This is a genomic window from Pseudomonas sp. G.S.17, assembly GCF_038096165.1.
Classification (GTDB): domain Bacteria; phylum Pseudomonadota; class Gammaproteobacteria; order Pseudomonadales; family Pseudomonadaceae; genus Aquipseudomonas.
Window position 1 is genome coordinate 1167177 of sequence record NZ_CP151076.1, and the last position, 23504, is coordinate 1190680.

At 57.7% G+C, this 23504-nt stretch carries 25 protein-coding genes; 12 read left to right on the forward strand and 13 right to left on the reverse strand.

Annotated elements, in window-relative coordinates; genetic code table 11:
* The first annotated feature begins 13 nt into the window (after positions 1–13).
* Complete coding sequence (locus AABC73_RS05225) at positions 14–1378, forward strand: DUF1329 domain-containing protein (protein WP_065833325.1); 1365 nt, start codon at positions 14–16, stop codon at positions 1376–1378.
* Between the two features lie 269 nt (positions 1379–1647).
* Positions 1648–4383, forward strand: coding sequence for a LuxR C-terminal-related transcriptional regulator (locus tag AABC73_RS05230; RefSeq protein ID WP_341522727.1), 2736 nt, complete (start codon positions 1648–1650; stop codon positions 4381–4383).
* A gap of 113 nt (positions 4384–4496) precedes the next feature.
* On the opposite strand, the gene AABC73_RS05235 is transcribed toward AABC73_RS05230, so the two are convergent.
* The gene (locus tag AABC73_RS05235; RefSeq protein ID WP_341522728.1) at positions 4497–5699 is read right to left on the reverse strand and encodes an HD-GYP domain-containing protein; all 1203 of its coding nucleotides are present in this window, start codon (positions 5697–5699) and stop codon (positions 4497–4499) included.
* 402 nt (positions 5700–6101) lie between these two features.
* Here AABC73_RS05235 and AABC73_RS05240 point away from each other — a divergent pair, with 402 nt between their 5' ends.
* From AABC73_RS05240 to AABC73_RS05250, 3 genes are all read left to right on the forward strand, one after another.
* A complete protein-coding gene (locus tag AABC73_RS05240) occupies positions 6102–7028 on the forward strand; it encodes a Gfo/Idh/MocA family oxidoreductase (protein ID WP_341522729.1) in 927 nt (308 codons plus the stop codon).
* 61 nt (positions 7029–7089) lie between these two features.
* The gene (locus AABC73_RS05245) at positions 7090–7731 is read left to right on the forward strand and encodes an MBL fold metallo-hydrolase (RefSeq protein ID WP_341524176.1); all 642 of its coding nucleotides are present in this window, start codon (positions 7090–7092) and stop codon (positions 7729–7731) included.
* A 98-nt stretch (positions 7732–7829) separates the two neighbouring features.
* Positions 7830–8534, forward strand: a complete 705-nt coding sequence (locus tag AABC73_RS05250; protein WP_341522730.1) for an OmpA family protein — start codon at positions 7830–7832, stop codon at positions 8532–8534.
* Between the two features lie 151 nt (positions 8535–8685).
* Here the strand turns inward: AABC73_RS05250 and AABC73_RS05255 are convergent, their stop codons facing one another.
* From AABC73_RS05255 to AABC73_RS05265, 3 genes are all read right to left on the reverse strand, one after another.
* Positions 8686–9591, reverse strand: a complete 906-nt coding sequence (locus AABC73_RS05255) for an acyltransferase (protein WP_341522731.1) — start codon at positions 9589–9591, stop codon at positions 8686–8688.
* A 77-nt stretch (positions 9592–9668) separates the two neighbouring features.
* Positions 9669–11759, reverse strand: coding sequence for a phosphate acetyltransferase (gene pta, locus AABC73_RS05260; protein WP_341522732.1), 2091 nt, complete (start codon positions 11757–11759; stop codon positions 9669–9671).
* An 88-nt stretch (positions 11760–11847) separates the two neighbouring features.
* A complete protein-coding gene (locus AABC73_RS05265) occupies positions 11848–12144 on the reverse strand; it encodes a DUF3565 domain-containing protein (RefSeq protein ID WP_341522733.1) in 297 nt (98 codons plus the stop codon).
* Between the two features lie 13 nt (positions 12145–12157).
* Between AABC73_RS05265 and AABC73_RS05270 the strand changes: the two genes are divergently transcribed.
* From AABC73_RS05270 to AABC73_RS05280, 3 genes are all read left to right on the forward strand, one after another.
* Positions 12158–12643 (forward strand): peptidylprolyl isomerase, encoded by a 486-nt coding sequence (locus AABC73_RS05270; protein WP_341522734.1) that lies wholly within the window; start codon positions 12158–12160, stop codon positions 12641–12643.
* A gap of 117 nt (positions 12644–12760) precedes the next feature.
* Positions 12761–13243 (forward strand): glutathione peroxidase, encoded by a 483-nt coding sequence (locus tag AABC73_RS05275; RefSeq protein ID WP_331151967.1) that lies wholly within the window; start codon positions 12761–12763, stop codon positions 13241–13243.
* A 218-nt stretch (positions 13244–13461) separates the two neighbouring features.
* Positions 13462–14571 (forward strand): NADH:flavin oxidoreductase, encoded by a 1110-nt coding sequence (locus AABC73_RS05280; RefSeq protein WP_341524177.1) that lies wholly within the window; start codon positions 13462–13464, stop codon positions 14569–14571.
* Positions 14572–14617: 46 nt separating this feature from the next.
* Here AABC73_RS05280 and AABC73_RS05285 read toward each other — a convergent pair whose 3' ends face one another.
* Positions 14618–15790 carry a glycosyltransferase family 1 protein gene (locus AABC73_RS05285; RefSeq protein ID WP_341522735.1) on the reverse strand — a complete coding sequence of 391 codons (1173 nt, stop codon included), beginning with the start codon at positions 15788–15790 and terminating at the stop codon, positions 14618–14620.
* On the opposite strand from AABC73_RS05285, the gene AABC73_RS05290 reads away from it, so the two are divergent.
* Both AABC73_RS05290 and AABC73_RS05295 read left to right on the forward strand, forming a co-directional pair.
* Entirely contained in the window at positions 15777–15962 is a 186-nt protein-coding gene (locus tag AABC73_RS05290) for a hypothetical protein (RefSeq protein WP_341522736.1), read from the forward strand. The genes AABC73_RS05285 and AABC73_RS05290 overlap by 14 nt on opposite strands.
* Before the next feature lie 151 nt (positions 15963–16113).
* A complete protein-coding gene (locus tag AABC73_RS05295) occupies positions 16114–16533 on the forward strand; it encodes a hypothetical protein (RefSeq protein ID WP_341522737.1) in 420 nt (139 codons plus the stop codon).
* Between the two features lie 62 nt (positions 16534–16595).
* Here the strand turns inward: AABC73_RS05295 and AABC73_RS05300 are convergent, their stop codons facing one another.
* Together AABC73_RS05300 and cysZ are read right to left on the reverse strand one after the other, a co-directional pair.
* On the reverse strand, positions 16596–17111 hold the full coding sequence (locus AABC73_RS05300) for a hypothetical protein (RefSeq protein WP_341522738.1): 516 nt from the start codon (positions 17109–17111) through the stop codon (positions 16596–16598).
* A 253-nt stretch (positions 17112–17364) separates the two neighbouring features.
* A complete protein-coding gene (gene cysZ / locus AABC73_RS05305; protein ID WP_341522739.1) occupies positions 17365–18120 on the reverse strand; it encodes a sulfate transporter CysZ in 756 nt (251 codons plus the stop codon).
* Between the two features lie 195 nt (positions 18121–18315).
* Here cysZ and AABC73_RS05310 point away from each other — a divergent pair, with 195 nt between their 5' ends.
* Both AABC73_RS05310 and trxB read left to right on the forward strand, forming a co-directional pair.
* Positions 18316–18915, forward strand: a complete 600-nt coding sequence (locus tag AABC73_RS05310) for a peroxiredoxin (RefSeq protein ID WP_020294438.1) — start codon at positions 18316–18318, stop codon at positions 18913–18915.
* Positions 18916–19055: 140 nt separating this feature from the next.
* Positions 19056–20018: a thioredoxin-disulfide reductase gene (gene trxB / locus AABC73_RS05315; protein ID WP_331151962.1), complete on the forward strand. Its 963-nt coding sequence runs from the start codon at positions 19056–19058 to the stop codon at positions 20016–20018.
* A 301-nt stretch (positions 20019–20319) separates the two neighbouring features.
* Here the strand turns inward: trxB and AABC73_RS05320 are convergent, their stop codons facing one another.
* From AABC73_RS05320 to AABC73_RS05345, 6 genes are all read right to left on the reverse strand, one after another.
* The gene (locus AABC73_RS05320; protein ID WP_341522740.1) at positions 20320–20661 is read right to left on the reverse strand and encodes a HopJ type III effector protein; all 342 of its coding nucleotides are present in this window, start codon (positions 20659–20661) and stop codon (positions 20320–20322) included.
* Positions 20654–20950 (reverse strand): DUF1244 domain-containing protein, encoded by a 297-nt coding sequence (locus AABC73_RS05325; protein WP_020294434.1) that lies wholly within the window; start codon positions 20948–20950, stop codon positions 20654–20656. The genes AABC73_RS05320 and AABC73_RS05325 overlap by 8 nt, the downstream gene beginning before the upstream one ends.
* A 43-nt stretch (positions 20951–20993) precedes the next feature.
* Positions 20994–21365, reverse strand: coding sequence for a dihydroneopterin triphosphate 2'-epimerase (gene folX, locus AABC73_RS05330; protein ID WP_341522741.1), 372 nt, complete (start codon positions 21363–21365; stop codon positions 20994–20996).
* Positions 21365–21928 carry a GTP cyclohydrolase I FolE gene (gene folE / locus AABC73_RS05335; protein WP_020294432.1) on the reverse strand — a complete coding sequence of 188 codons (564 nt, stop codon included), beginning with the start codon at positions 21926–21928 and terminating at the stop codon, positions 21365–21367. The genes folX and folE overlap by 1 nt, the downstream gene beginning before the upstream one ends.
* A 21-nt stretch (positions 21929–21949) precedes the next feature.
* Positions 21950–22660: a dihydromonapterin reductase gene (gene folM, locus AABC73_RS05340; RefSeq protein WP_341522742.1), complete on the reverse strand. Its 711-nt coding sequence runs from the start codon at positions 22658–22660 to the stop codon at positions 21950–21952.
* Between the two features lie 235 nt (positions 22661–22895).
* Positions 22896–23462 carry an antibiotic biosynthesis monooxygenase gene (locus AABC73_RS05345; protein WP_341522743.1) on the reverse strand — a complete coding sequence of 189 codons (567 nt, stop codon included), beginning with the start codon at positions 23460–23462 and terminating at the stop codon, positions 22896–22898.
* Between the last annotated feature and the right edge of the window lie 42 nt (positions 23463–23504).

Genomic DNA, 23504 nt, shown 5'->3' on the forward strand with positions numbered 1-23504 from the left:
GACGATTATGAAAATGAAAATAACAAAAGGTCTGTTGCAAATCGGTGTCTTGAGCCTGTCATTGCTGGCAACCGGTGTCATGGCCGCTGTGTCTGAATCGGAAGCCGCCAAGCTTGGAACCACGCTGACGCCAATGGGCGCGGAAAAAGCCGGCAACGCCGCGAACACGATCCCCGCCTGGAGTCCGATGCCGAAGAACGCCGGCGCGGTGGACAGCAAGGGTTTCCTTGCCAACCCGTATGCCAGCGAGAAGCCGCTGTTCACGATTACCGCCGCCAATGTCGAGCAGTACAAGGACAAGCTTGCGCCGGGGCAGTACGCGATGTTCAAGCGCTACCCGGAAACCTTCAAGATGCCGGTCTATCCGTCCCATCGCGGCGCGACAGTGCCGGATGACGTATTCGCCGCGATCAAGAGAAACGCCACCAACACCAAGTCGGTGGGCGGCGGCAACGGTCTGGAAAACTTCGAGACTGCGGTGCCGTTCCCGATCCCCGCAACGGGCGTCGAAGTGATCTGGAACCACATCACCCGCTATCGCGGCGGTAGCGTGACGCGTCTGGTCACCCAGGCCACTCCGCAACCCAACGGCTCGTTCAGCCTGGTGTACTTCCGCGATCAGTTTGTGTTTCGCGACAAGATGAAAGACTTCGATCCGAAGAACCCTGGCAACATCCTGTTCTACTTCAAGCAGGAAGTGACCGCGCCGGCACGTCTGGCCGGTGGCGTGCTGCTGGTTCACGAAACCCTCGATCAGGTGAAGGAACCGCGTTCGGCGTGGGTTTACAACGCCGGTCAACGTCGCGTCCGTCGCGCGCCGCAAGTGTCCTATGACGGTCCGGGTACTGCGGCCGATGGCCTGCGCACTTCCGACAACCTCGACATGTATAACGGTGCGCCTGATCGTTACGACTGGAAATTGATCGGCAAGCAGGAACTGTACATCGCCTCCAACAGCCACAAGCTGGACGATCCGAAGCTCAAGTACGCCGACATCATCAAGGCCGGTCACATCAATCAGGATCTGGCGCGCTACGAGCTGCGTCGTGTCTGGCATGTGACGGCAACCTTGAAGGAAGGCCAGCGCCATATTTACGCCAAGCGTGATTTCTTCATTGACGAAGACACCTGGCAGGCAGCAGTGATCGACCACTACGACGGTCGCGGCCAACTGTGGCGCGTGGCGGAAGCTCACGCCGAGAACTACTACGACAAGCAAGTGCCGTGGTACGCCCTGGAAACCCTGTATGACCTGCAATCGGGTCGCTACCTGGCTCTGGGCATGAAGAACGAAGAGAAAAGCGCGTACGACTTCGGCTTCACCGCAACCACCAGCGAGTTCACCCCGAATGCCCTGCGTCAGGAAGGGGTGCGTTGATCTGGCTTGATCAGGCGTGAAAACCGTAGGACCGACTTTAGCCGGGAGGACGTCCTCCCGGCTAAAGCCGGTCCTACAGCACCGCCAGGATAATCGATGAACCTGAAGCCCCTTGACCGGGGCTTTTCTATGTCCGGGTATTCGCAATGATGATTGTAGGAAATTTGTTACAGTCTTTTCCGCAACCGCCTTCAAAAGGTGACACTTAACCGCTAGTCTCGGGACTATCTGCTTAGCCGCTAATAGCGCTTCAACAACAAGAGCCGGCCATGACTGATCTGTCCCGTATGCAAGGATTCGCAGACAGCGCGGTACCCGCGCTGGAAGGGCGATTTTTTCGACCCCCGTTACCTGACGGATACATATCCCGTCCTCGCTTGTGCGAGCGGCTGGCGGCTGGCTTGTCCGGGCGTCTGCTGCTGGTCAGCGCGCCGGCCGGATTCGGCAAGAGTTCGCTGGCGGTGGAGTTCTGTCAGAGTCTTCCGCCTCAATGGCAGAGCGTCTGGGTCGGGCTGAGTCAGCGCGACAGCGATCCGGGGCGTTTTCTTGAACGTTTACTGGCCGGGTTGCAGCAGTTTTTCCCCCAGTTGGGCGCCCAGGCGCTCGGTTTGTTGAAGATGCGCCAGCGTCATCAACCGTTTGCCTTTGAAGAATGGCTGGACGGCCTGCTCGATGAACTGGCCGTGCATCTATTGCTGAGCAAGCCGCTGTTGTTGGTCCTCGATGATTACCATCTGGCGCAAGGGTCGGTGCTGGATCGCTGCCTGCAATTTTTCCTCAATCATTTGCCCGCCGGCCTGATCATCATGGTCACCAGCCGGCAACGACCGGACTGGCATCTGGCGCGCTTGCGCCTTTCGCGACAATTACTCGAACTCACCGAACAGGATTTGCGCCTGACCCATTGCGAGTCGCGGGCGCTGCTAGATCAGCACAGCAGTTCGTTGGACAGCGAGGCGTTGCAAAGCCTGATTCTGCGCAGTGAAGGCTGGGTCGCCGGGCTGCGTTTCTGGCTGCTGGCTGCGTCCGAAGCGGGCGGTGACAACGCGCTGCCTCAGGCGCTGCACGGTGGCGAAGGGTTGATCCGCGACTATTTGCTCGAAGAAGTCATCGATTGCCTGCCCGCTGAAGTTCAAGCGTTTTTGTACGAGACCGCTTGCCTTGAACGTTTTTGCATCGAGTTGTGCAATGCCGCGCGCGACAGTCACGACAGCGCGGAAATGCTGCGTTTCCTGCAATCCCATCAAGTGTTTCTGGTGCCGCTGGACGAGCATGGCCGCTGGTTTCGCTATCACCATTTGTTTTCCGATCTGCTGCGGGCCCGGCCCGATGCCGAGCTGCGGCAAACCCGGCTGCACCTGAATGCATGCCGCTGGTTCAGCGATCAGGGATTGTTGGACGAAGCGGTGGAGCAGGCCTTGCGCGCGGGCCATCTGGATGTCGCCGCCAATCTGGTGCAGAACCTGTCCGAAGAACAACTGCTGGCCGAACAGAACGTCGGCATGCTGTTGCGCTGGAAAATGGACCTGCCCGATAGCTTGCTGATCAGCACGCCGCGGCTGATTGTTTTGTACGCCTGGGCGTTGGGTCTGGCGTGTCAGCTGGATGCCGCCGAAGAGTTGGCCAGCAACCTGAGTCGCTTTCTGCCCGCGCCGTCGTCCACGGCGCAAAACTCCATGCTCGCTCAATGGCTGGCGCTCAGCGGCATCATTGCCAGGGGCCGAGGCGACAGCGCCCGCGCCCAGCTGTATTGCTCCGAGGCGTTGCTCAGCCTGCCGCAAAAACGCTACGGCCAGCGGTTATTGTGCCTGTCGACGTTGTCCGGCCTGGCCATTGTCGATGGCGATCTGTGGCGAGCCCGTGCGCTGAACCGGGATGCGCTGGAGTTGGCCCAGCGCGTTGCCAATCCTCTGTTCGAAGCGCTCGCGCATTACGATCGTGCGCGAGTGCTGCAGGCACGCGGTGAAATCAACCGTTCACTCGACGAAGTTCATCAGGGCATGCAACGGCTCAAGGGGCTATCGTCGCAACGTTTGTATGCGATCCGTGCGCGATTGACGCTGTACGAAGGCTACCTGCTGACCCTGCGCATGCAGGCCGAAGATGGCCGTGCATACTTGTTGGCCGGTCTGGCTGAAGCCCGTGCCTGTCGCGATATCAGCGTGTTGATCGGCCATTGTGTGATCGCCGGGCTGGAAGGGCGCGAAGGCCGCTTTGCCGAAGCATTTGCCGAACTCGGTGAAGCCGAGCGGCTGATGCATATCTGGGACGTGCCGCCCGTGTATTACCTGGCGATGATCACGTTGGTCAAATGTGAACTGTGGCTGGCCCAAGGGCGCGTCGATCTGGCCGAAGCCTGGCTCCTGCGGCTGACCCAGACCTACAGCGGCGCCGCGCCCGCCGCAGCGCCGGAGTGTCATCCGCAATTGCCGCAGCAAGTCGAGTTGCAACGCGCCGTCCTGGAGCGGATTCAGGGCAATGTCGCGGCGTGTACCCAGCGCTTGCAGGCGCTGGAAAGCTACTCGCAGAAGGTCGATGGCCAGTTGCTGACGCTGACGGCCTTGATTCAGCAGATCCTTTTGCTGCTGGGCACTGCGGAAGAAGGAAGCGCGCGGCTGTTGTTCAGTCGCTGCCTGCATGCCGCTTCTGGAGGCGCTTTACTGCCATTCCATGAATTGATCCAGCGCCATCCATGCTGGTTGCGTGAGCAGTTGCTGCAAGCCGAGCCTTGCCAGCTGCGCGATACGCTGATGAGCAAACTGCCTATTGAGATCCGCGTGCGTGAACCCATCGAGCCGGTGCATACGACCGATACCCTCAGCGTCCGGGAGTTCAGCGTGCTTCAGCTCATCGCCCAGGGTTGTTCGAATCAGGAAATCAGCGATCAGCTGTTCATTTCGCTGCACACGGTCAAGACCCACGCCAGCCACATCAACAGCAAGCTCGGCGTCGAACGTCGCACTCAGGCAGTGGCGCGGGCGAAGGAGTTGGGTTTGTTGGGGTGAGGGGTACATCTGTGGGAGCGAGCTTGCTCGCGAAGAGGGCAGTACATCAAAAAATGATCGTCGTTTGAAATACAGCCTTCGCAAGCAAGCTTGCTCCCACAAAGTTGGCTCCGTTATTGCGTCAACGACCCGGATTTCATCCCCGACCATAATTCTTCCACATCGGTAATCCCCCAATCCTCCGGGCACTCGACTTTCAGGATTGTGTCGTGGTCTTGCGCGTTGGCGAGGTTGACCAAGCGCTGTTCGATCGGGCGTTTGGTGCGGGCGGACATGAACACTTTGACCTTGGGCAACAACAGTGATTTTTCATTCTGTTCAATGACGATGCCCAAGCGACCGCTCGCCAGCCTGACCAGCGCCCCAACCGGGTAAATGCCCAAGGTCTTGACGAAGACCTGAAATACTTTTTCATCGAAATGACCTTTCCAGGTGGCCATCTCCCGAATCGACTGCGCCGCGCCCCAGCCCTTTTTGTAAGGCCGTTCCGAGGTTACCGCGTCATAGACGTCGCAGATTGCACCCATCCTGGCATACACGCTGATTTCATCGCCGGCCAATCCATGCGGGTAACCGCTGCCGTCCATTTTTTCATGATGGTGGACGCAGACATCCAGCACCATGGCGTTGACCTGCTGAATCTCCTCGAGGATTTTCAAGCCGGCTTCCGGATGATGCTTCATGACCGCGAATTCTTCAGGGGTGAGCCGGTCGGGCTTGTTGAGGATTTCCGGGTCGATCATCATTTTGCCCACGTCGTGCATCAGGCCCGCGAGGCCCGCGTGACGTACCTGGTCATCGGTCAGCCCCATGCGCCGCGCAAGGGCGACCATCAAGGCGCAGACCGCCACCGAATGCATATAGGTGTATTCGTCTGAGGTTTTCAGACGCGACAAACTGATCAGCGCGTGGGGATGACGCAGTATTGAATTGGATATCTCTTCGACCAGCAGATCGGCATCCGCGACATTCATCGCTCTGCCCATCTTCGCTTCGGTAAACATCATCATTACCGCAGCCTTGGCGCGGCCGAAAATCAGTTTGGCCTGGGTCAGTTCCTTTTCCAGGCTGGCAGGTGCGGTGTTATCAAGCGGTGCTGCAGGTTGAGGTTGGTGCAGGGCGGAGGCAGGTCTGCCCAGGTTGGTGTCGATCCAGACTTCCCTGACGGCTGATTGTTGAATCCTTTGCAGCTCGTCAATGTCATTGAGCGGCACTTCGATCTGATTTACCCACGGTACCTCGCTGCCCGGTGTGCGACAGAATTCATGGATATGCATGCCCAGTTCAAGATCGGTAACAAGGATTTTTTTCAGCATGACTGCCGCCTTGAAGGTACTGATTGCGTAATGCCAGTATATTAAAAAAGTTTTGAAAATAACCAGCATGATCGATAACTTTTGATTCGCCGATGATTTATAAAATATTCAATAATTTCAGTAAGTTAATGACTGATTATTTTGCGTGCCAGAAGCGCTCGATAAATATATTTATTTGCGTATAGACGAATGTAAAAATCAGCCGCTTATCAAACAGTTGTTTGTCGGCCAACGTTTCCGATTAATGTTCATTATTGTTCGTTAACGCACGCAACATGCGGCGACTGGATTTACCCTCGGGCGTGTAGCTACACATTCTTTTCAGCGTGCTGTGAACCAGTTGTCGGCGCACTGATTTACGTCTAGTTTGCTGCATCCAACAAGCACAAAAAGGAACCTACCATGCAGCCGATTCGTCTCGGGTTAGTCGGTTACGGCAAGATAGCCCAGGATCAGCACGTACCGGCGATACTCGCCAATCCTGCGTTCCGGCTATTGGCGGTAGCCAGTCTCGGGCAACCCTGCCCAGGCGCGGAGAACTTCAGCTCGCTCGGCGAAATGCTGGCCCATGGTCCGGAAGTGGACGCTATTGTCTTCTGCACGCCGCCCCAGGGCCGATTTGCTCTGGTGAGCGAAGCCATTGCTGCCGGTAAACACGTGTTGGTGGAGAAGCCGCCATGCGCGACGCTGGGCGAAGCCATGGCCTTGATTGATCAGGCTGGGACGCAAGGGATCAGTGGCTTGTTTGCCTGGCATTCCCGGTTCGCCCCTGGGGTCGAGGTTGCGCGGGACTGGCTGGCGAGCCGGACCCTGGAGTCGGTGCAGATCGACTGGAAGGAAGACGTGCGCAAGTGGCATCCCGGTCAGGCATGGATCTGGCAGCCGGGTGGGCTTGGCGTCTTCGATCCGGGCATCAATGCGCTGTCCATCGCCACCCATTTGCTGCCGCTGGCATTGTTCGTGCAATCCGCCGAGCTTCGCGTGCCGAGCAATTGCCAATCGCCTATTGCTGCGTCCCTGCGGCTATCGGATTCCAGCCACCTGGATGTTCGCGCCGAGTTCGATTTCGATCACGGCCATGATGAGTTGTGGAGCATCGAAGTGCGCTGCAAGGAAGGGACGCTGCGTCTGGATAACGGCGGCGCCAATCTGAGCATTGATGGCGTTGCCCAGCAGGTCAGTGAAGAGGGAGAATATCCGGCGGTTTATCGGCACTTCGAAACGCTGATCCGCAACCAGACCAGCGATCTGGACCTGCAACCGTTGCGTCTTGTGGCGGACAGCTTCTTCGTCGGCAGCCGCGAACCGGTGGCGCCGTTTCACGACTGATCGCCTTGCTTCAACGAATCGCATTCCAACTTTTGGCCACTGTTTTCCAGGAACCCCCATGATCCCCGCAAAACCCGCGCTCATCCGCGAAACTTTTCCCGTCGGCCCGTTGCAGTGCAACTGCACGATCATTGGTGACCCGATCAGCAAGCAGGCCATCGTGGTCGATCCGGGCGGCAACCATGAAATGATCATTGCTCGCCTTGAGGCGTTGGGTTTGAAGCTGGTCAGTATCATTCACACCCACGCCCATCTGGATCACTTCCTGGCGTCCGGGCAACTGAAGGAAAAAACCGGCGCGACGCTGCATCTGCATAAGGACGATCAGTTTTTGTGGGACAACCTGGAAATGCAGTGCCAGATGTTTCGCGTGCCATATACGCCGGTGCCGTCGCCGGATCGTTGGCTGGAGGATGAAGAAGAGCTGGCTTGCGGTTGTGGGGTCGCCTTGCACACACCGGGGCATACGCCGGGTTCGATGAGTTTCTGGTTTGCCGACGCCCAGTTGTTGATTGCCGGCGATACCTTGTTTCGTCGCGGGATTGGTCGCACAGACTTGTGGGGCGGTGATCAGGCGACCATCGTGCGCTCCATCCAGCAGCGGCTCTATACTTTGGATGAAGACGCGACGGTTATCACCGGTCATGGTCCGCAGACGCGTCTGGGTGACGAGATGCGTGAGAATCCCTTCGTCCGCGCGTAAGGCCATTCAGGCAGCGTTAAGGAATTTTTGACGTTTTGCGTGCTCTAATTCCCGCGTTAGGCGCCAGCCTTGACGTTCATAGAATCAGGAGCTTTTCCATGTTTACCTCGCGTCGTTTGATCATTGTCGCTACTGCCGTGGCCATGCTGTCTGGCTGTGCATCGCAGAATCCGTATAACAATCAGGGCCAGGCCGAGAGTTCTGGCGGCCTCAGCAAAACAGCGAAATATGGCGGCATCGGCGCGCTGGCCGGCGCCATCGCCGGTGCGGCAATCGATCACAACAACCGTGGCAAAGGTGCCTTGATCGGCGCTGCCGTTGCGGGCGTCGGTGCGGCTGGTTACGGTTACTACGCCGACAAGCAGGAAGCTGCGTTGCGCGCGAGCATGGCTAACACGGGCGTCGAGGTTCAGCGTCAGGGCGATCAGATCAAGTTGATCATGCCGGGCAATATCACCTTCGCCACGGATTCGGCCGCCATTGCCAGCAGCTTCTATTCGCCGCTGAACAATCTGGCCGGCTCCTTGAAGCAGTACAACCAGAACATTATCGAGATCATCGGCTACACCGACAGCACCGGGAGCCGTCAGCACAACATGGACCTTTCGTTGCAGCGCGCACAAAGTGTCAGCACCTACCTGACGTCCCAAGGCGTGGATTCCGGGCACCTGACCGTACGCGGCGCCGGTCCCGATCAACCGATTGCCAGCAACGCCGACGTCAACGGCCGCGCCCAGAACCGTCGGGTAGAGGTCAATCTCAAGCCGATTCCTGGCCAGCAATATGATCAGCCTCAGCAGTAAAGTGTAGTGAGATCCCGTAGGACCGGCTTTAGCCGGGAGGAGGCCGGTACATTCGGAGCAGTTGCGTCGTCATACCTGCCGCCCTCCCGGCTAAAGCCGGTCCTACGAATCCTCTGTGCTGGCCGACTACAGGGGTTGCGTTTTCAGCGGCTCAGCGAGTCGGCGGATACTCGCGGTACATCCGGTCCAGCAACGCATCCTTGTCTTCCCACAGCTTGTTGATCCACTGCTGGAATTCCAGGCGGTACTCGCCATCCTGGTCGTAGTTCTTGCCGATGAAATGCGCCGGGATTCTGATCTCTTCGAAATGCGCGACCACTTCCCTGACATTGCCACACAACAGATCCCAATAACCCGGACGCCCGCCCGGATAGTGGATGGTCACGTTGATGATGGATGCCAGCTGTTCGCCCATGGCATCAAGCACGAAGGCGATGCCGCCGGCCTTGGGTTTGAGCAGGTGGCGAAACGGTGAACTCTGGGCGGCGTGCTTGCCTTCGGTAAAGCGCGTGCCTTCGGCGAAGTTGAAAATGCCGACCGGATTGTTACGGAACCGCGCACAGGTGCGTCGCGTCGTTGCCAGATCCTTGCCTTTCTTTTCCGGGTGTTTGGCCAGATAAGCCTTGGAGTAACGCTTCATGAACGGAAAGCCTAACGCCCACCACGCCAGGCCAATCACCGGCACCCAGATCAGCTCCTGCTTGAGGAAGAACTTCAGCGGGCGGATGCGGCGGTTCAGCACATGTTGCAGAACCATGATGTCGACCCAGCTCTGATGGTTGCTGGTCACCAGATAAGAATGTTGATAATCCAGGCCTTCTAGGCCGCTCAGGTGCCAGCGGGTATGCCCCAGCAACGTCATCCAGCGGCTGTTGTTGCCGATCCAGGCTTCGTGGATGTGACTCATCAGCCAGTCCGTTACGCGCTGGGCGGCCGGGAAGGGCAGGCAGAACTTGAAGAGCGCGACCACGAACAACGTCGCGCATAAAACGATAGTGTTCAGCGCCAAAAGCAGCGAGGCGATGACGCCGCGCAAAGGTGCAGGCAAAAAATCCATGACGGATCAGGCTCCAGAAAGGTATTCGATGCCGTCGGGTTGCGCCGACGGCATCTGCAGTGTGGTGAATGTGTGTGTCAGGAAAGGGTGTCAGCCTGAATCGCGGTCAGGGCGATGGTGTAGACGATGTCATCGACCTGCGCGCCACGGGGCAAATCATTCACTGGCTTGCGCAGACCTTGCAGCATCGGCCCAAGACTGACGCAATCGGCGCTGCGTTGCACGGCCTTGTAGGTCGTGTTGCCAGTATTGAGGTCGGGGAAGACGAACACGTTCGCCCGGCCGGCCACCGAGCTGTCCGGCGCCAGTTGCCGGGCCACATTTTCGTTGGCAGCGGCATCGTATTGCAGCGGGCCGTCGATCAGCAGGTCGCGTTTCGCTTCATGGGCCAGTTGCGTCGCTTCGCGCACCTTTTCCACTTCTTCACCGCTGGCCGAATTGCCGCTTGAGTAGCTGATCATCGCCACCCGAGGCGTAATGCCGAAGGCCAGGGCGGAATCGGCGCTCTGCAAGGCAATTTCCGCCAGTTCGCTGGCGGTTGGGTGCGGGTTCATGATGCAGTCGCCGTACATCAGGACCTGCTCTGGAAAGAGCATGAAGAACACCGAGGACACCAGCGTACAACCCGGCGCGGTCTTGATCAGCTGCAAGGCCGGGCGAATGGTGTTGGCGGTGGAGTGAATGACGCCGGAAACCAGTCCGTCGACTTCATCCAGCGCCAGCATCATGGTGCCGATCACCACGGTGTCTTCCAGCTGTTGCTCGGCCATCGGCGCGTTCAGGCTTTTGCTTTTGCGCAGATCGACCATGGGCGCGATGTAGCGCTCGCGAATCACATCCGGGTCGAGAATTTCCAGCCCTGGCGGCAGTTCGATGCCTTGCGCCTTGGCCACGGCGTGCACTTCTTCGGGTTTGGCAAGCAGCACGCAACGGGCAATGCCACGCGCCTGGCAGATTGCCGCCGCCTGGATGGTCAGCGGCTCGCTGCCTTCGGGCAGCACAATGCGCTTATTGGCCGATTGCGCCCGCTGGATCAACTGATAGCGAAACACCGCTGGCGACAGACGCAGCTCGCGCGGTGTGCCGCAACGCTGGTGCAACCAGTTGGCGTCGAGGTGGCTGGCGACAAAATCGGTGATGATCTCGGCGCGTTCGCGGTCATCGATGGGGATTTCCTTGTTGAGCTGGTTGAGCAGCGTGGCGGTTTCGTATGAACCGGTGCTGACTGACAACACGGGCAGCCCCGCCTGCAAGGCGCCTCGACACAGTTCCAGAATGCGTGGGTCGGGCACGGTGTCGCTGGTCAGCAACAGGCCGGCCAGCGGCACGCCGTTCATGGCCGCAAGGCTGACGGCGAGAATGATGTCGTCGCGATCACCCGGAGTTACCACCAGCACACCCGGCTTGAGCAGCTGTACGGTGTTGAGCACGGTGCGCGCGCAGATAATGATTTTCGACATGCGCCGCTGTTCATAGTCGCCAGCGTTGATCACCTGCGCGCCCAGCAGCTCGGCCACATCGCGGGTGCGCGGCGCGTTGAGTTCGGCTTGATACGGGATGCAGCCCAGCAGGCGGAAATCACCGCTGCGCAGCAACGGCGAATGTTCCTTCAGGCGGGCAGCAAACGCCTCCATGGTTTCATCGGTGTGGACCTTGTTGAGAATCACGCCGAGCACCTTGGGATCCTTGGGACCACCAAACAGCTGCGCCTGCAATTCGACCCGGCCCGACAGCTCCTTGAGCACTTCGTTTTCCGGTGTGGAGACCAGGATCACTTCGGCATCCAGGCTTTTCGCCAAGTGCAGATTGACCCGCGCCGCGTAGCTGGCGTGACGGGTTGGCACCATGCCTTCGACGATCAGCACATCCTTGCCGACAGCCGCCTGTTGATACAGGGCGATGATTTCTTCCAGCAATTCATCGAGCTGGCCATCGCCGAGCATGCGTTCCACATGGGCCAGGGCCAGCGGGCGTGGCGGCTTCAGGCCGTGAGTGCGCGCCACCAGCTCAGTGGAGCGTTCCGGCCCCAGATCGCCGGGATGCGGTTGCGCAATCGGTTTGAAAAAGCCGACTTTCAGCCCGGCACGCTCAAGGGTGCGTACCAGTCCAAGGCTGATGGATGTCAAACCCACACCAAAGTCTGTGGGGGCAATAAAGAAAGTCTGCATTCAGGGTTCTCGCTTGAGCAGTACAAGGGCCGTGGCGAAGATCAGCCAGTCGACCGGAAAAGCGGGGGCGCTGTCGAATCGCAGCGTCTCAACGGGGCGTAAGATTATCGTCATCCGGCCTCTGCGCACACCAGCCACAGCGAAAGCTTTGGCCTATTTTTTGTGTGCGCTGCGCCGGATCCAGAACCCAGGCGCGAGATTGCCATGGCGGCTGGTGTCGCAGGTGTTGCGTGTGGCCGCAGGACAGCATGGCGATCCAGTGGCCTTGCTCGTCCTGCTGAAAGCCGATCACCGTCGGGTTTTCCAATATGGGCCGTCCGTCAGAGTTGCGTTCGCTTTCGAGCGATTGCTTGGTTAAACTTGCTCGTTCTTCAATCTTAAGCAAAGGTCTTGCCCTCATGCCGATCGCCGCCAATAAGGCTGTCTCCATCGACTATACCCTGACCAACGACGCTGGTGAGGTCATCGACAGCTCCGCCGGTGGCGCGCCGCTGGTCTACCTGCAAGGTGCAGGTAATATCATTCCGGGCCTGGAAAAGGCTCTGGATGGCAAAAACGTCGGTGACGAACTGAAAGTGTCCATCGAACCGGAAGACGCCTACGGCGAATACTCCGCAGAACTGGTCAGCACGCTGAGCCGCAGCATGTTTGAAGGCGTTGACGAACTGGAAGTCGGCATGCAGTTCCACGCATCCGGCCCGGACGGCAGCATGCAGATCGTGACCATTCGCGACCTGGATGGCGACGATGTCACCGTTGACGGCAACCACCCGTTGGCCGGTCAGCGTCTGAACTTCGAAGTAAAGATCGTAGATATCCGTGACGCCAGTCAGGAAGAAGTCGCTCACGGTCACGTGCATGGCGAAGGCGGCCATCACCACTGATTTGTGCTGCTAAGCTCACAAAGCTGGCAAGGCGCTTTGGCAGGTTCAGCGAGAACATCATGTTCTGTGCCGCCTGGTGAGGCGCCTTTTTTAGTCCGCTGTCATAAGGAAGTTGTCATGAGTGCTTTTCACGACTTGAAACTGAAAGCTCTGGATGGCCAGGAACTGCCGCTCTCGCCGTTCAAGGGGCGAGTGGTTCTGGTCGTCAATGTGGCTTCCAAATGCGGTTTGACGCCTCAATATGCGGCGCTCGAAAACCTCTATCAGCAGTACAAGGATAAAGGCTTCAGTGTGCTGGGCTTGCCCTGCAACCAGTTTGCGGGCCAGGAACCGGGCACCCAGCAGGAGATTCAGGAATTCTGCAGCCTCAACTATGGCGTGACGTTCCCCTTGGCTGACAAGCTTGAAGTGAACGGCCAGCATCGTCATTCGCTGTATCGCCTGTTGGCGGGTGAAGGCGCGGAGTTTCCGGGCGACATCACCTGGAACTTCGAAAAATTCCTGGTGGGCAAGGATGGCCGCGTGCTTGCGCGTTTCTCGCCTCGTACCGCACCGGATGATCCTGCAGTCATCACTGCAATTGAAAAGGCCCTGGCCTGACTCAAGCGCTTCGCCGGGTGACAGCTTCGTTTACCCGGCCGATTCATCCTGTCTCAGGGTCTGTCCTGACCCTTCTATTGCACAATCACTCAGATCAATAGTAATGGGCTGCCGCTCCTGGAGGGCTTTATGCTGGACGCCGCTCTTTGTCAGTACCTGCGTTTCCACAGACAGTCCGAATCACGCGACGTCTGGAGACCACTCATTCGTCCGAGGACATCTGCATGCCCGTAAAAGCCCTGTTCAAACCCTTCCAGTTAGGCAGCTTGAGTTTGTCGTCGCGGGTTGTCATGGCGCCGATGACGCGTTCCTTTTCCCCAGGTCATGTGCCGAACTCCAAGGTCATTGAGTACTACCGCCGGCGCGCAGCGGCAGGCGTTGGCTTGATCATTACCGAAGGCACGACCATCAACCACAAGGCCTCCAACGGTTATCCGAATGTGCCGCAGTTTTTTGGTGACGCACCCTTGGCTGGTTGGAAAAAAGTGGTTGAAGCGGTGCATGGCGAAGGCGGCAAGATCGTTCCTCAGCTCTGGCATGTGGGCGCTGTTCGCCGTTTGGGCACCGAACCGGATGGCAGCGTTCCGGCTTACGGTCCGATGGAAAAACTCAAGGATGGCAATGTCGTGGTCCACGGCATGAGCAAGGAGGATATCGACGAGGTGATCGGCGCATTCGCCCAGGCCGCCAAAGATGCGCAGGCCATTGGCATGGATGGCGTGGAGATCCACGGCGCTCACGGCTATCTGGTGGATCAGTTTTTTTGGGAAGGGACCAACCAGCGCACCGATGAATACGGTGGCAGCCTGGCCAATCGCTCGCGTTTCGCCGTCGAACTGATCGAGGCCGTGCGCGCGGCGGTAGGCAGCGACTATCCGATCATCTTCCGTTTTTCCCAGTGGAAGCAGCAGGATTACAGTGCACGTCTGGTGCAGACGCCCGAAGCTTTGGCGGAATTCCTCAAGCCGCTGTCCGACGCGGGCGTGGATATTTTCCACTGTTCGACACGCCGTTTCTGGGAGCCTGAATTTGAAGGTTCTGAGCTCAATCTCGCCGGCTGGACCCGCAAACTCACCGGCAAGCCAACGATCACCGTTGGCAGTGTCGGGCTTGATGGCGAATTCCTGCAGTTCATGGTCAACACCGACAAGATCGCGCAGCCGGCAAGTCTGGAAAATCTCTTGCAGCGACTGGGTGACGACGAGTTTGATCTGGTAGCAGTGGGCCGCGCCTTGTTGGTTGATCCTGACTGGGCCGTGAAGGTGCGTGACGGCCGCGAGCAGGACATCCTGCCGTTCAGCCGCGAGGCGCTGACTACGTTGGTCTGAACAGATTGCTGACGTTCGCCACGCGGCCGGATTTGCGTGGGTAACGTCAGCGTTGAACGTGCGGGACTGCCTGTAACTCAGGGACTGCACAGGCGTTGCGAAGTTGGCGCTCGAACAGATCGATGATCGCGCCCCAGCCTTGGCGACTCGCGTGTTGGCGGGCGTTGAGGCGCACGCGGCGCAGGGTTTCGCTGTCGTCGAGTAGCCAGCAGGCCGCGTCAATGAACGCTTCCTCATCCCCCGGCATTGCCAGCGCGCCGTTATGGCCGTGACGAATGTGCTGGCCGGCTGCCGCTTCGTCGTACGCCACGACACCGAGGCCCGAGGCCAGCGCTTCCAGCACCACATTGCCAAACGTTTCGGTCATGCTGGGAAAGAGAAACACATCGGCCGACGCGTAATGTGTCGCCAGCTCTTCGCCACGCTGCGTGCCGCAAAAAATCGCCTCGGGTATTTGCCCTTCAAGCATGCCACGCTCAGGGCCGTCGCCGACCACGATCAACTTCAAATGCCGTCGCGGGTATCGGCTTTTCAGCGCTTCAAAGGTCGACTTGAGCAAGCCCAGGTTTTTCTCCGGCGCAAGCCTGCCCACGTGCAGCACCGCTGTGTCACCGGCTTGCAGGCCCCAGCGTTCGCGCAGGGCCTGGGAACGTCGCGAAGGATGAAACAACTGGCTGTCGACGCCCCTGGACAACAATTCGATACGCTCGAAGCCGCGCCGCTCAAGCTCCATTTTCTGGCTGATACTCGGCACCAGCGTCACTCGGGAACGGTTGTGGAACCAACGCAGATAGTGGGTGAGCAGGCGAGCGATGCAACCCAGGCCGTATTGATGGGTGTATTGCGCGAAGTTGGTATGAAAGCCACTGACCACGGCAATCCCCAACCGCCTCGCAGCCCTGAGCGCTGATAATCCCAGTGGGCCCTCGGTGGCGATGTAGAGCACGTCCGGCCGCTGCCGCTGCCAGCGGCGCAGCAACTTGTGCATCGACGAATGCCCCCATTGCAGACCCGGATAGCCCGGAATCGGCCAGCCGCGTGTCAGCACCACATCTTCCGCCGCCGGCCGCTCATCCTGGCTCTGCCGAGGCCGCACCAACTCGATTCTGTGGCCCAGCAGGCGCAACCCCTCACACAACCGCGCCAGGGTATTGGCAACGCCATTGATTTCGGGAGCGAAGGTTTCGGTAATGAAGGTGATACGCATGGATGTGCTCATAGAGCCAGTGTCGGCCGCGATGATTTCGGTTATGTGGCGGTGGGATGATGGATTTGTGACGGTGGGTTTTGATCCCTTGGCACGGCGTTTAGCAGTTTTGATTGATTTGATTGTTAGTGATTTGATTCAAAGGACTACGCGGTTCTATGCCTTTTTTCCGAAGCGGGAGTAAGGCGTTTCCGTAAGTGGTTTTATATGACTTTGTAGTGTTGATGCGGAATGTTTTCTGGATGACGTCAGATTTCGAATTTAACCATTCGATATTAAAGTTTGACCTCCAATGAGGTCGTTCTTAAAAAATGACTACGCAGGAAACTTAAAAGATGAAATTTTCTAACAATAATTTTAGACGTAAGGCGTTGGATGTAGGAGCGTTAACAGTGCTGTTGACGATCTCGCAGGGTACTATAGCCGGTCAGTACTTTTCTGAGGTTGAGTTCCCTTATATTTATTCGTCAGGTGAAACACATCGGGTTAATATTCCCTTTAGCCTTGATGCTCCAGATAGGGTAAAAGTAAGGAGTGTAAGCTGGAGTTGGACGCCGTCTCGTCAAGGATATAATGTTAAGTTATGTCAAGTGGCGACTAATATCTGTAAGGATGTTTCCTTGCAGAATTCCGGCTCCAGTAGCGGATTTGGTCGTGGTGATGCTGCATTGCCATTTTACTTTTTAGTGACAAGCAGGGGGCGTCCATTTAATCCTGAGTGGGGTTTAAAAGGAAGCTTGACAGTAAACTGGTAATACCTCGGCGAGGTTAAGAGCGGTGCGAGTGGATGCACCCGCACCGCCTAAGCACTCGCGGCTTAGGGTTGCAGCCATCCTGACATTTTTCGGAATTCATCGGGTAAGGTGTCGTTGTACTCAAATATTTTCTTGAGGATTTCCGAGGGAGGCGTGCCCTTGGCGAATTCGTTTTCGTATAGCTTTACCCGTCCCTCATGGTAAAGATCAGCAATTTGTTTGAAGTAGGCCTCTTTTTCCGGGGTGAAAATTTCTCCGGTTGCCGCGATCCTTATGATTGGCCAATCGCCGACGTATAACATCGGAGTATCAATGTATTCGCATCCGTACAGACAGGCAGATTCATTGGCCCACTCGGGATCTTGTGCTCCTCCCTCGACCAACCATTCATACAAGTCTGTCACTTTCGTATTGCGCATTGGTGATGTTTGAGGCGCGTCAGTCGTCATGCTCTTTAGTGTGTCTGCAAAGCTTCTATCAATATCGCTAATTTTTGTTGAATTAACAGAAGTTCCTGATACAGATTTGCCTATACCGCTATCAAGAGTGAGGGTTGCTGAATTTATAGTGTTTTGCATTGCCATATCATTTTATTGTTGTGGGTAATGATAATAAGCAAAGCAGGTGCCAGAATTGGACGTGCGATTGTTACTGAATATGAAAGCCAGCAAATGTCGGTTTATATATACGCGGATATCCGTATGGTCATGTAGAAAACGTGACGTTTGCCGAATCTCTCATCAGCGAAGATGCGGCAAATTTTTGCCTGCAGCGGAGAATTTTCGCCCCTCACATTAAGAGGGCCCTGAGTGTTCAGAGCCTCTTATCGATTCAGCGTATCTTGGGAAGCAACGCCTCAGCCCCGCGCTCACGCACCCAGAACAAGGTCGCTCCGGCAACGGCTGCCGGCATCATCAGCAGGTTGACCACCGGGATCAGCAGCACCAGATACACAATCCCGCCGAAGCTCAGGCTCTGCCAGCGCTTGGAGCGCAACCAGGCGAGCATTTCGTTCCAGCCCAGTTTGTGGTTATCCGCCGGGTAGTCGATGTACTGGATGGCCATCATCCAGACGCCGAACAGCAGCCACAGCGGCGCGGCGACGAGGTTGACGACCGGAATGAATGACAGGATGAACAGCCCGATGGCGCGTGGCAGAAAATACCCCAGTTTGCGCATTTCCCGGCCAAAGGTGCGCGGCACCATCGCGACCAGTTCGCCCCAACTGAAGGCCGGGAAGTCGTCGGTGCCGCGCAGCACGACTTCGACTTTTTCCGCCAGGAAACCATTGAACGGCGCGGCGATGACGTTGGCGATCATGGTGAAGGTGAAGAACACCATCAGCACCACTAACGTGACGAACAGCGGCCACAGGATGTAATCGAGGAAGCTCAGCCAGCCAGGCAGCTCGGGCATGAACGCATCAACCCACATGCCGAATTGATGCATGGCCAGATAGATCAGGCCAATAAACAGTAACAAGTTGATGCCCAGAGGAAGCAGGACAAACAGGCGCAAGCCGGGGCTGAGGATCAGTTTCAGGCCTTCGCGCAGGTATTGCGGGCCTGAGAGAGCAGGAGCAGGCATGGCAGCCTCCGATCAGTGGTAAACCCGCCGACCTTACCGGCTTTGGCGCAGGGGTGAAAGCGGCAACGCCTCTGTATAGACCCCGGCTATGAGGTGGATTGTGAAACGATATTTCCTTAATCTTGGCACCCTCGATAAGCTGCACGCCAACTTATCAACCCTTTCCTATTAAATCTGAACCTCCCGGGAGACTTCATGAGCGTACTGGTTAACAAGCAGGCACCGGACTTCGACGCAGCGGCCGTATTGGGCGATGGTTCCATCGTCGACAGCTTCAAGCTTTCTTCGCTGCGCGGTAAATACGTGGTGCTGTTTTTCTGGCCGCTGGATTTCACCTTCGTTTGCCCATCGGAGATCATCGCCCACAACAACCGCATCGCTAAATTCCGCGATCTGGGCGTTGAAGTGGTTGGCGTTTCCATCGATTCGCAGTTTACTCATTACGCCTGGCGCAGCACGCCGGTGGAGAAGGGCGGCATTGGTGAAGTTCAGTTCGCCATGGTTGCCGACGTCAAGCACGAAATCACTCGCGCCTACGGCATCGAACACGATGATGGCGTTGCCCTTCGTGCCTCGTTCCTGATCGACCGTGAAGGCGTGGTTCAGCACCAGGTTGTGAACAATCTGCCGTTGGGTCGTGATGTAGATGACATGGTTCGTCTGGTGGAAGCGCTACAGTTCACTGAAGAGCATGGCGAAGTGTGCCCTGCCGGCTGGCGTCCAGGTCAAAAAGGCATGAAAGCCGACGCTCAAGGCGTAGCTGATTACCTGGCGCAAAACGCTACCAGCCTGTAATCCGTCGCTGCGACTTCGGTCGCAGCCACAGACTTTTCAGGGCTGCCGTGTTGTGAGCCTTCCCCAAGTGCTTTCGGTGGTCCTTTTTTATTCCAGCCGTTCCGACCACGGCATAGATGGTCGGTCGATAGGAGTGTGTCATGTCTGATGTACGTCATTCCCGAGTGATTATTCTCGGCTCCGGCCCTGCCGGTTATAGCGCTGCGGTGTATGCCGCGCGCGCCAACCTCAAGCCTTTGCTGATTACCGGCATGCAGTCTGGCGGTCAGTTGACCACCACCACTGAAGTCGACAACTGGCCCGGCGATCCCCACGGCCTGACCGGACCGGCGCTGATGGATCGTATGCGTGAGCATGCCGAGCGTTTTGAAACCGAGATCGTGTTTGACCACATCAATGCGGTCGATCTGGCCGGCAAGCCGTTCAGCCTCAAGGGTGACAACGGCACTTACACCTGCGACGCCTTGATCATTGCCACCGGCGCCAGCGCTCGTTATCTGGGCCTGCCGTCCGAAGAAGCGTTCATGGGTAAAGGCGTTTCAGCCTGTGCAACCTGTGACGGTTTCTTCTATCGCAACCGTGAAGTGGCCGTGGTCGGCGGTGGTAATACCGCTGTTGAAGAAGCGCTGTATCTGGCCAACATCGCCAGCAAAGTGACTTTGGTACACCGCCGCGAAACGTTCCGCGCCGAGAAGATCCTGATCGACAAGCTGCACGCACGGGTTGCCGAAGGCAAGATCGAACTCAAGCTTAACGCCACGCTGGACGAAGTCCTGGGTGACAAGATGGGTGTGACCGGCGCTCGTTTGAAGAACAACGATGGCAGCAGCGATGAGCTGAAAGTCGATGGCGTATTCATCGCGATCGGCCATACGCCGAACACTTCGTTGTTCGAAGGTCAGCTAGCGTTGAAAGATGGCTATATGGTTGTGCAGGGCGGCCGTGAAGGCAACGCGACTGCTACCAGCGTGGAAGGTGTCTTCGCTGCGGGCGACGTGGCTGACCACGTTTACCGTCAGGCAATTACCTCTGCCGGTGCCGGTTGCATGGCAGCACTGGACGTTGAACGGTATCTGGACGGCCTGGCCAACGCCTCGTTCTGATAGCGTTTTGCGGCATTAAAAAACCGGCTCAGGCCGGTTTTTTTTGTGGCAGATACACTACAGCTTTCCCACTGCGGACTTGTGTGTGGGAGATTCTATGTTTGGAGGCAACCCACAGCTGCCACAGATGTGTTGTCTGCACCAATGTCTTCCCGGATAAATCCGGTCCCACGAGATGACCGTATTCCACCTGTGGGAGCGAGCTTGCTCGCGAAGGCATTGGTGCTGGCGATGAAGATTTGCCGCAATGGCACCGGCCTCTTCGCGAGCAAGCTCGCTCCCACGATGCTCGTGAAAAGACTCAGCCCTTACGCGTGAGCGGCTCGCCCGTAAACTTCACCCCGGCCAGACCATGGGCGATCAATGCGCGGATATTGCCGTGGTCGCTGCCGTCTGGCGTGGCTTTTACCGACCGGTAATGCTCGCCAAATGCCAGCAACGCCTCTTCATCGCTCAAACCTTCCAGCAGCGCGAGGCCCAGGGTTTTGCACGAGCCTTCGTTTTGCCCGGCCGCGTTTTCAACCGGGCCGTTGCTGAACGCTTGCGGCTGATAGTCGTAGCCGGTCGCGATGAAGGCCAGTGTGTCGGCAAACAGATGTTCGCCACTCGCCAGACTGGCGCGCAGGGTGTTCAGATCAGTCATGCTTGTGTTCCTTGGCGAACGCCGCTTGCTGTTCGGCGCTGGCTTCTTGCTGGTATTGAGCTTTCCACTCGCTGTACGGCATGCCGTAAACCACTTCGCGGGCTTCGTCGAGGCTGACGTCGATGTGCTTTTCGTCCGCCGCGGCCTTGTACCATTTGGACAGGCAGTTGCGGCAGAAACCGGAAAGGTTCATCAGGTCGATGTTCTGCACGTCCTTGCGACTGTCCAGATGCGCAACCAGTCGGCGAAAGGCGGCGGCTTCGAGTTCGAGGCGTTCTTGCGGGGTCATGATGGGCTCTTCGCAGGCAATTAAGGGCGCAATGATAAGAGTTTCAGCGCTGCCCGGCGAGGGTGATCGACACCGACTCGGCGAAACGCAAGGCATGGGGCTTGTCGACTTCGACTTCGGCGTACAGCACCGGCTCGTGGCTCATCACCAGATCCAGCACTTCCTGGGTCAGGCGTTCCAGCAAGGCAAAGCGATTGCCTTCGACATGCTGAATGATGGCCTTGGTGATGGTGCGGTAATTCAAGGCGTGGCCAATGTCGTTGTCGCGCACGGCTTGCTGAGCGGCATAAAGAATCGTCAGGTTGATCAGCACGTCCTGTTTATTGACGATTTCATCTTCGTTGATGCCGATGAAGGTGCGCAGGCACAGGTCCTTGACCCGGATGCGCGCGGTGCCTGGTTCAAGTCTTGCCATCAGTTTCTGCTCCGTCCGATCAATTGCAGGAATTCCAGACGGGTCGTGCTCGAGTCACGGAATGCGCCGAGCATCACCGAGGTGTTCATGGTCGAGTTCTGCTTCTCGACGCCGCGCATCATCATGCACATGTGTCTGGCTTCGATGACCACTGCCACGCCGGCGGCATTGGTGACTTCCTGAATCGCGTCGGCGATCTGTCTGGTCAGGTTTTCCTGGATCTGCAGGCGGCGGGCGAACATGTCCACCAGGCGGGCGATCTTGGACAACCCCAGCACCTTGCCGGTCGGGATGTAGGCGACATGTGCCTTGCCGATGAAGGGCAGCAGATGGTGTTCGCACAGCGAGTACAGCTCGATGTCCTGGACGATGACCATTTCGTCGTTGTCGGAGGCAAACAGCGCACCGTTGACGATTTCCTCGACGCTCTGCGCGTAGCCATGACACAGGTATTGCATCGCCTTGGCGGCACGTTTCGGGGTATCCAGCAGACCTTCGCGGTCAGGGTTTTCGCCCAGACCGACGAGAATTTCGCGGTAATGCTGTGGCAGGGATGAGCTCATCAAAAGGATCCTCGGGGCAGCTTACTTGACGTGCCGTCCGCCGTTTACGGTAAGGGTTGTGCCGGTGACATATGGGTTATCCAGCAGGTAACGCAGGCTTTGGTAAATCACCTCGGGACCGGGCTCAATGCCCATGGCCGATTTTGCCAGGGCTTTGGCGCGATAGACCGAATCGTCATGAGGTTGAAACATCAACAGGGCCGGGGCGATACCATTGACCTTGATCCGCGGCGCGAACCTGGCGGCGAAGGATAAGGTCAGGCTGTCGAGTCCTGCTTTGCTGGCGCAATAAGCGATGTGCTTGCTGCTCCCTTTGCGGGTCACGTCATCGCTGATATGGATAATGTCCGCGACCTCGCAGCGATGCAACAGCTGCTCGCAATGCAGATTGATCAAATAGGGCGCGAGCATATGGACGTTGAACATCCGGGTAAAGACTTGTGCCTCGTCGCCAGGCGTTTCCGCCAACCATTCTGAAGCGTTGTGAACGATGGCCCGCAGGCTGTCAGTCTGGCTTTTCAGGGCGGCGATGAATTGCAGGACACCCGCTTCGGCTGAAAAATCGCCCTGAATCGCAACAGCGCCTGCCGCGCGCAGCTGCTCAACTTCGGGGCGCTCGCTGCGGTAGCTGATGATCACTGGCTGGCCGTCCGCCAACAGGCGTTGCGCGCAGTGCAACCCGACGCGCTGACTGGCGCCAGTGATCAGGATCGGGGCAGGGGACAAAGCCATGAGCGCTCGCACGTCGGAATCATTGGATGTCGGCCTTTGCTGGCCGCTCGCTGCAGCAAAGTTATACCAATGGCTACTCTTGTACAACTGCGCCCATTCAGGGGCGCGCCGGTCACCTGTCTATAACGCTAGGGCAAGAGAGGTTGCAGCGCGGAAGGCTGCGGGAATAGGCGCTAAAACTTACGCAAAACCTGTACATAATAGATAATGCTTGTACATGTTGTGCGCGTTGGGATCACCGCGAGTGAGCCGATTCCGTGGAGGTGCGAGGTGTCGGAGTGCTGTTCAGCCACGACGACAGCAAATGCGTCGACAACGGAATAAACCAGTACACCATCAGCGGCGTCAGCAACAAGGTGCTGATCATCACGCGCGGCAGCAGTTGCAGCTCATTGAGCAGCGGGCTGAGCACGAAATTGAACAGCAGCGAGACCGGAAAAAACGCCAGCCAGATCGCCACGGCCTGTTTCCAGCGCGGCGGGCGTTGACCGACTGTACCGAACCAGCCGTCGATACCGCTGACCCGATGTTCCGAGGGTTGCGCAAACAGGCCGCTGCCGCGCACCAACCAGGAGCTTCGCGAGGCGGAATGCTCCCAGGCGTGCATGGTTTCAGCGTTGGCGAAGCGGAAAATAATCTGGAATTCGTTATCGTCTGGCGGAGGCGCGAGGACACCCGAACCCAGGTAACCGGGGAAGTCGGTGGCCAGTTGTTCGCCTTCATGCAGCCAGGTCATGAGTTCCTGGTAGCGGCCATGGGCCACGCGACGAGCAACCATCAAGGTGACGGGGGTGGTAGACATTGTGTATCTCCGATAAACGAGTGAGATTCCCGGGTAGGGAAG

What these genes read in the sequence shown, in the direction of transcription:
- AABC73_RS05270 (WP_341522734.1), top strand. Translation starts at nt 12,158, where the DNA reads ATGCCGATCGCCGCCAATAAGGCTGTCTCCATCGACTATACCCTGACC.
- folM (WP_341522742.1), bottom strand. Translation starts at nt 22,660, where the DNA reads ATGGCTTTGTCCCCTGCCCCGATCCTGATCACTGGCGCCAGTCAGCGC.
- AABC73_RS05240 (WP_341522729.1), top strand. Translation starts at nt 6,102, where the DNA reads ATGCAGCCGATTCGTCTCGGGTTAGTCGGTTACGGCAAGATAGCCCAG.
- AABC73_RS05275 (WP_331151967.1), top strand. Translation starts at nt 12,761, where the DNA reads ATGAGTGCTTTTCACGACTTGAAACTGAAAGCTCTGGATGGCCAGGAA.
- AABC73_RS05225 (WP_065833325.1), top strand. Translation starts at nt 14, where the DNA reads ATGAAAATAACAAAAGGTCTGTTGCAAATCGGTGTCTTGAGCCTGTCA.
- folX (WP_341522741.1), bottom strand. Translation starts at nt 21,365, where the DNA reads ATGGCAAGACTTGAACCAGGCACCGCGCGCATCCGGGTCAAGGACCTG.
- AABC73_RS05250 (WP_341522730.1), top strand. Translation starts at nt 7,830, where the DNA reads ATGTTTACCTCGCGTCGTTTGATCATTGTCGCTACTGCCGTGGCCATG.
- AABC73_RS05230 (WP_341522727.1), top strand. Translation starts at nt 1,648, where the DNA reads ATGACTGATCTGTCCCGTATGCAAGGATTCGCAGACAGCGCGGTACCC.
- cysZ (WP_341522739.1), bottom strand. Translation starts at nt 18,120, where the DNA reads ATGCCTGCTCCTGCTCTCTCAGGCCCGCAATACCTGCGCGAAGGCCTG.
- pta (WP_341522732.1), bottom strand. Translation starts at nt 11,759, where the DNA reads ATGCAGACTTTCTTTATTGCCCCCACAGACTTTGGTGTGGGTTTGACA.
- AABC73_RS05295 (WP_341522737.1), top strand. Translation starts at nt 16,114, where the DNA reads ATGAAATTTTCTAACAATAATTTTAGACGTAAGGCGTTGGATGTAGGA.
- AABC73_RS05290 (WP_341522736.1), top strand. Translation starts at nt 15,777, where the DNA reads ATGGATGTGCTCATAGAGCCAGTGTCGGCCGCGATGATTTCGGTTATG.
- AABC73_RS05320 (WP_341522740.1), bottom strand. Translation starts at nt 20,661, where the DNA reads ATGACTGATCTGAACACCCTGCGCGCCAGTCTGGCGAGTGGCGAACAT.
- trxB (WP_331151962.1), top strand. Translation starts at nt 19,056, where the DNA reads ATGTCTGATGTACGTCATTCCCGAGTGATTATTCTCGGCTCCGGCCCT.
- folE (WP_020294432.1), bottom strand. Translation starts at nt 21,928, where the DNA reads ATGAGCTCATCCCTGCCACAGCATTACCGCGAAATTCTCGTCGGTCTG.
- AABC73_RS05285 (WP_341522735.1), bottom strand. Translation starts at nt 15,790, where the DNA reads ATGAGCACATCCATGCGTATCACCTTCATTACCGAAACCTTCGCTCCC.
- AABC73_RS05325 (WP_020294434.1), bottom strand. Translation starts at nt 20,950, where the DNA reads ATGACCCCGCAAGAACGCCTCGAACTCGAAGCCGCCGCCTTTCGCCGA.
- AABC73_RS05345 (WP_341522743.1), bottom strand. Translation starts at nt 23,462, where the DNA reads ATGTCTACCACCCCCGTCACCTTGATGGTTGCTCGTCGCGTGGCCCAT.
- AABC73_RS05310 (WP_020294438.1), top strand. Translation starts at nt 18,316, where the DNA reads ATGAGCGTACTGGTTAACAAGCAGGCACCGGACTTCGACGCAGCGGCC.
- AABC73_RS05255 (WP_341522731.1), bottom strand. Translation starts at nt 9,591, where the DNA reads ATGGATTTTTTGCCTGCACCTTTGCGCGGCGTCATCGCCTCGCTGCTT.
- AABC73_RS05300 (WP_341522738.1), bottom strand. Translation starts at nt 17,111, where the DNA reads ATGCAAAACACTATAAATTCAGCAACCCTCACTCTTGATAGCGGTATA.
- AABC73_RS05235 (WP_341522728.1), bottom strand. Translation starts at nt 5,699, where the DNA reads ATGCTGAAAAAAATCCTTGTTACCGATCTTGAACTGGGCATGCATATC.